The sequence below is a fragment of the Halochromatium roseum genome, assembly GCF_016653315.1.
Lineage (GTDB): Bacteria > Pseudomonadota > Gammaproteobacteria > Chromatiales > Chromatiaceae > Lamprobacter > Lamprobacter roseus.
In genome coordinates, this window is record NZ_NHSH01000078.1 from 1 (window position 1) to 4,267 (window position 4,267).

The 4,267-nt window shown below is 57.9% G+C and carries 9 protein-coding genes and 1 pseudogene; 2 read left to right on the forward strand and 8 right to left on the reverse strand.

What is annotated here, in order from left to right:
* Positions 1–415: 415 nt before the first annotated feature.
* Entirely contained in the window at positions 416–550 is a 135-nt protein-coding gene (locus CCR96_RS25215; RefSeq protein ID WP_274601174.1) for a hypothetical protein, read from the forward strand.
* Here the strand turns inward: CCR96_RS25215 and CCR96_RS21980 are convergent.
* The 7 genes from CCR96_RS21980 to CCR96_RS24265 are packed head-to-tail and all read right to left on the reverse strand — an operon-like array spanning position 537 to position 3,167.
* Positions 537–686, reverse strand: a complete 150-nt coding sequence (locus CCR96_RS21980) for a hypothetical protein (RefSeq protein WP_201223733.1) — start codon at positions 684–686, stop codon at positions 537–539. The two genes, CCR96_RS25215 and CCR96_RS21980, sit on opposite strands and share 14 nt — an antisense overlap.
* A gap of 33 nt (positions 687–719) precedes the next feature.
* Positions 720–1,355 carry a NeuD/PglB/VioB family sugar acetyltransferase gene (locus tag CCR96_RS21985; RefSeq protein ID WP_201223741.1) on the reverse strand — a complete coding sequence of 212 codons (636 nt, stop codon included), beginning with the start codon at positions 1,353–1,355 and terminating at the stop codon, positions 720–722.
* Positions 1,356–1,391: 36 nt separating this feature from the next.
* The gene (locus CCR96_RS21990; RefSeq protein WP_201223743.1) at positions 1,392–1,814 is read right to left on the reverse strand and encodes a hypothetical protein; all 423 of its coding nucleotides are present in this window, start codon (positions 1,812–1,814) and stop codon (positions 1,392–1,394) included.
* Positions 1,796–2,212: a HEPN domain-containing protein gene (locus CCR96_RS21995; RefSeq protein WP_200251409.1), complete on the reverse strand. Its 417-nt coding sequence runs from the start codon at positions 2,210–2,212 to the stop codon at positions 1,796–1,798. Before CCR96_RS21995 ends, CCR96_RS21990 begins: the two co-directional genes overlap by 19 nt.
* Before the next feature lie 38 nt (positions 2,213–2,250).
* Positions 2,251–2,751: a DegT/DnrJ/EryC1/StrS family aminotransferase gene (locus tag CCR96_RS22000; protein WP_338035000.1), complete on the reverse strand. Its 501-nt coding sequence runs from the start codon at positions 2,749–2,751 to the stop codon at positions 2,251–2,253.
* Positions 2,714–2,905 (reverse strand): hypothetical protein, encoded by a 192-nt coding sequence (locus CCR96_RS22005; protein ID WP_201223745.1) that lies wholly within the window; start codon positions 2,903–2,905, stop codon positions 2,714–2,716. Before CCR96_RS22005 ends, CCR96_RS22000 begins: the two co-directional genes overlap by 38 nt.
* A 37-nt stretch (positions 2,906–2,942) precedes the next feature.
* Positions 2,943–3,167: a hypothetical protein gene (locus CCR96_RS24265; protein WP_207192049.1), complete on the reverse strand. Its 225-nt coding sequence runs from the start codon at positions 3,165–3,167 to the stop codon at positions 2,943–2,945.
* Here CCR96_RS24265 and CCR96_RS22015 point away from each other — a divergent pair.
* Positions 3,154–3,836 (forward strand): annotated as a pseudogene (locus CCR96_RS22015) (nucleotidyltransferase family protein). The gene CCR96_RS24265 and the pseudogene CCR96_RS22015 sit on opposite strands and share 14 nt — an antisense overlap.
* A 72-nt stretch (positions 3,837–3,908) precedes the next feature.
* Here CCR96_RS22015 and CCR96_RS22020 read toward each other — a convergent pair.
* On the reverse strand, positions 3,909–4,267 hold a 359-nt coding region (locus tag CCR96_RS22020; RefSeq protein WP_201223756.1), incomplete at its 5' end, for a hypothetical protein.

The window sequence follows — 4,267 nt, forward strand, 5'->3', positions numbered from 1 at the left end:
ATCCGCGTCGATCAGGGGATTGTCAAGCGTATCGGGCGCTTGTTCAAGCCGGTCGTTTGCCCTGTGCGCTGATCAGCGATTCTGCATGGATTGCCGAGGGGGTTCTGGGCTCAAATTGAACTGCCTAGGTGCTGGGTGGGGCATGAAGGCGCCGGTCTTCCCCGACATCGATGGGGCCTTCACTTGGTATATCGCGACCAAGGATGGGCTCCGCTTGGCACACGGCCGGATCGCGGAAGATGTCGCGGTTGAGCGCGTTTATGACTTGCTGTGTCGGATCAGGGAGAAATGGTGTGCTGCTGTTCCAGATTTTCGCGGGTTCTGAGACCGGAAAAAAATTAGACAAATGACTGACGTTCCCCTAAATGCTGTAGCAATCTTAGCAGCCGGTGGCTGATCGCTAACTGAGGCCGAGATGCTGCTGCGCCTGATGGAGCGCAAATTCGACCCCACCACCCACCGCACCGATGCCCGGCTGCGCCAACAGATCCAAGAGGCCGATGCGAAGACGCTGCTGGAGTGGTCCGATCGTATCCTTACCGCTGGTTAATCCGCTCCTGTAAGCGCGCGTCGACCTCTTTGATCTGGAGCTCAACGCCCTTGATGTCCTTCTGTAGGCGTGCCATGAAGGCCTTCGGGTTGACCGTCGAGTGCTTTAAATGCTCAAACCGGTGGAAATTTTCCACTAGTTCGTCCTTTTGGGATTTGTTGGGATTTGGTCAGCTCGAAATAATACCCCTCTGGGAACTTCTCAGCGTTGTCTCAGCGGGGAGGCCTGTTAACGCTACCTGGCCGGCACCGATGATCGCGCCAGCCCCGATGCTGATGCCTTGTTTGAGGATCGCACCGCTGCCGATGAAGGTGCCCTCGCCGATGAGTACGCCGCCGTTGACGCGCGCGCCGGTGGCGATGTGACAGTGATCGCCGATCTCGGCATCATGCTCGATGAGCGCCTGGCTGTTGATGATGCAGTTGGCACCGATGCGGGCGTTGGCATTGATCAGGCAGGCGTGCATCAGGAGGCTGCCTTCGCCAAGGGTGGCGTGGCGCGAGCAGTAGGCGGTCGGCGACTGGATCACGGGGAGCTTGGCGCCATGGTGCTTGGGCAGGTTGAATAGTCGCCTGCGGGTGCCGGGGCTCTTGATCTGGCCGACGGTGACGAGGGCATTGGGTGTCTTGGCGAGCAGGGCCGGCAAGTCGTCATCGCTGCCGAGTATGGGATAGCCGAGCACGGCTTCGGTTCCCTCCGTCGGCGGCTGGACGATGCCGACGATCTGGTATCTAGCCTCGGCTTCGATCACGTCGATGCAGGCGCGGCAGTGGCCGCCGCCGCCGAGGAGTAAGAGTGGCGTCATATCAACACCAGGCTACCGGGGGAAAGGCATCCTGGATCATGCCAAGGCGCTTTGTTTTTCAGTCTCTAACTGAAGATTCAATGGAACGACTAAGCGCGCCTGAGGCAAGTTTGCGCTGATTTCTAAGATATCACCATCCCATAGAGTCCTGTAAAAACCTTTTGCAACATTATTTTGAATCTGACGCAGGGCCTTCAGCATGTTGTTTTCATCGCTAGATCCAAAGGTGATGATTCCATTGAATTGGACCAAAGCATCCTGATCAAGCGGCTTGATGATCTTTTCGATCAGATAATCTAGGCGCTTGAACTCATCCTCTTCGAACCAGTCAGCCCAAAGAATCAGATCCCATTGGATATCTTCCGGATCTTGGGCCACCAGACATTTGACCTTGAAAGGGCCACGCTCCTGCTCGATTGCCTGCAGTGCCTTGGCGATTGTTAAAGCGAGATTTCGCATAATGCTTTCACCAGTGTCTGGGTTGCAGACAGCATGCTTGTGGCATCCGTCTCTTTTGCGCTTCGAGGGTCTTCATACCGCTTTGTCTCATGCCACTTGCTGACCACATTCCAAGCGGCTAATTCTTTGATAGCTTTTTCTTTTCCAGTGAGCTGGAGGAGAAAAAGGAAGTTGTGTGTTTTGAGAACCTTTAGATCGCCTGCTGTCCGAAATGTCCGCCAATTTAATTGCTTGGTGACTGCATATTTCAATGCCAACTCAACACAATAACCACTCAGATAAATGGCGTTCGCGTATCGCTGATGCTGAGTAAGCAGCAGGGCATCGTCATATTTTTGCCTGAGATTTTTAACGATCTCATTAAGCGGCATTCCTGGCTCAACTTCAGTTTTACCCATGGCTCATTATTGCCCCATGATGCTTTAAAGCGGAATGATTACGCCAACCCCGCGCTACTTGGCAGGTTGATGATCCGCCGTGCTAGCGATTCCGCTACCGGCAAGGGTGCGCGCGGGCAGTGCTGATAGGGCGGCAACTGGTGCATCAGTGTCCAGGCTGGGCGGGTCATCAAGCCGGCGTCGTTGGTCGCCTCCAGAATCGTATCGCGTTGATCGGCTACCGCCTCGTCCAAGATCAGCGTCTGTAGCCAATCGTTGCTCTCGCACCCCGACGGCTCTTGCATCAGCCGTACCTGCTCAAGTCCGGCGAAGGCCTGCAGGTAACGCGCGGTCAGTCGCCGCTTCGAGGCCAGAAAATCCGGCAACTGCTCCAGCTGCGCACAGCCAAGCGTGGCGTTGAGATTGGGCATGCGGTCGAGATAGCCGATCCCATCTCCCGTTCGCGGTTTAGCCGTCTTGGAATTCCAACCGGTGCTCGATGCGATCAATGCGGGCAATGAGTTAGTCGGTATGTCCATGCTGTTCGACGACTTCACCATACCTATGCGCGAGGTCGCGCCGAAGGCCTGCCACAGTGGATTCCAAATTGGTCATGCGCGATTCCAGCCGGGCAAAGCGCTCGGTGTGTTTGTCTTGTACGGCGCGGATCGCGCGCAGATGCTCGAGGACGAGGTTATCGACGCTGTCGGTCATGACCAGAGCTCCGTTCGGGTTGAGTCGCAAGCGATTGTCATAGGTTATACCGATCCACCTTGTCTTGCGCGAGTCTGCTCGGCTCGGTGAACCAGGCGACGGTCACGCTCAGACCGCGACGAAAGCCATCCAAGCCGCCATACTGCGGTACCCAGCCCAGCAGCTCGCGGGCCTTTGTATTCGAGCCAGCCCCAGCTGTGCTGCGCGACGAGTCGACTGCGGTGCGGCTCGATAACCGGGTGGTGATTATGGTCGGCGGCAAGGGCCTGCGCCTGCGCCCGCTGACGGCGGAGACGCCAAAGCCGATGCGACCGATTGCCGATAAGCCGTTGCTGGAGGTGATTGTCCGCCAGTTGGCGGCGCAGGGGTTTCATCGCTTCATCTTCGCGCTGCACTACAAGTTCGAGCAGATTCAAGCGCACTTCGGCGACGGCTCAGCGTTGGGGTGCGCATCGACGACCTACTTGAGCAGCAGCCGCCTGGCACCGCGGGTGCGCTTGGCCTGTTGCGCGAGACGCTGGAGCAGCCGTTCTTCGTCACCAATGGCGATCTGCTGACCAAGGCCGATTTCCGCAAGATCCTCGACTTTCATCGCGAGGAGGAGAGTGACTTTACCGTTGGCGCGGTGCGCTACGACATCTCCGTGCCCTATGGGGTGTTGTTACAAGAGGACGATCACATCAAGGGCATCGTCGAGAAGCCGGTGTATCGGCATGATGTGAATGCCGGCATCTACCTGATGAACCCCGAGCTACGGCAGCGGATCCCCAAGGGCCAGCGGACGGATATGACCGATCTGATGACCACGCTGTTGGCGGAGAAGAAGCGCCTGCTGACCTATCCGATTATTGAGTATTGGCTGGATATTGGCCGGCATCCGGATCTTGAGCTGGCTCGGGCGGAGTTTGATGTGCATTTTGGGGAGGGGTGAGGGCAGGTTGACGGCTGCCCGGGACGGTATCTCCGACCCCTTGTGCTGAAGCATCAACGCCTGGCACCGAGATCAGGCCTTCCCTTGCCCTTCGCGCAACTCATGCGCCAGCTGCTGATACTGTCGCGCCTGTTCTGAGCGTCCCATCTGCTCATGGAGCACCGCCAGGTGATGCGCCGCCAGAAAGCTACCACGCCCCTGCACGCTGCCCTCAAGCTGCGGCTGCTCGCCCAGCGCCAGGCAGGTCGACCAAGCGGAGTCCACCAGCGGTAGGAACTCCTGCTCGGCCTGGGCCGGATGCGCCATCGCCCAGTCGAGCAGCAGATCACCGAGCACAAAGAAGAAGTCCGGCGACTGTTGCCAGTGCGGCATCTCCTGCTCGGCCAGCTGAATCGCCGTCTCCAACTGCCCCGCGCGCTTGAGCACATAAA

Coding starts and splice junctions, on each gene's coding strand:
- CCR96_RS22000 (WP_338035000.1), bottom strand. CDS start 2,751: ATGGTGAAGTCGTCGAACAGCATGGACATACCGACTAACTCATTGCCC.
- CCR96_RS21990 (WP_201223743.1), bottom strand. CDS start 1,814: ATGCGAAATCTCGCTTTAACAATCGCCAAGGCACTGCAGGCAATCGAG.
- CCR96_RS25215 (WP_274601174.1), top strand. CDS start 416: ATGCTGCTGCGCCTGATGGAGCGCAAATTCGACCCCACCACCCACCGC.
- CCR96_RS21985 (WP_201223741.1), bottom strand. CDS start 1,355: ATGACGCCACTCTTACTCCTCGGCGGCGGCGGCCACTGCCGCGCCTGC.
- CCR96_RS21995 (WP_200251409.1), bottom strand. CDS start 2,212: ATGGGTAAAACTGAAGTTGAGCCAGGAATGCCGCTTAATGAGATCGTT.
- CCR96_RS22005 (WP_201223745.1), bottom strand. CDS start 2,905: ATGACCGACAGCGTCGATAACCTCGTCCTCGAGCATCTGCGCGCGATC.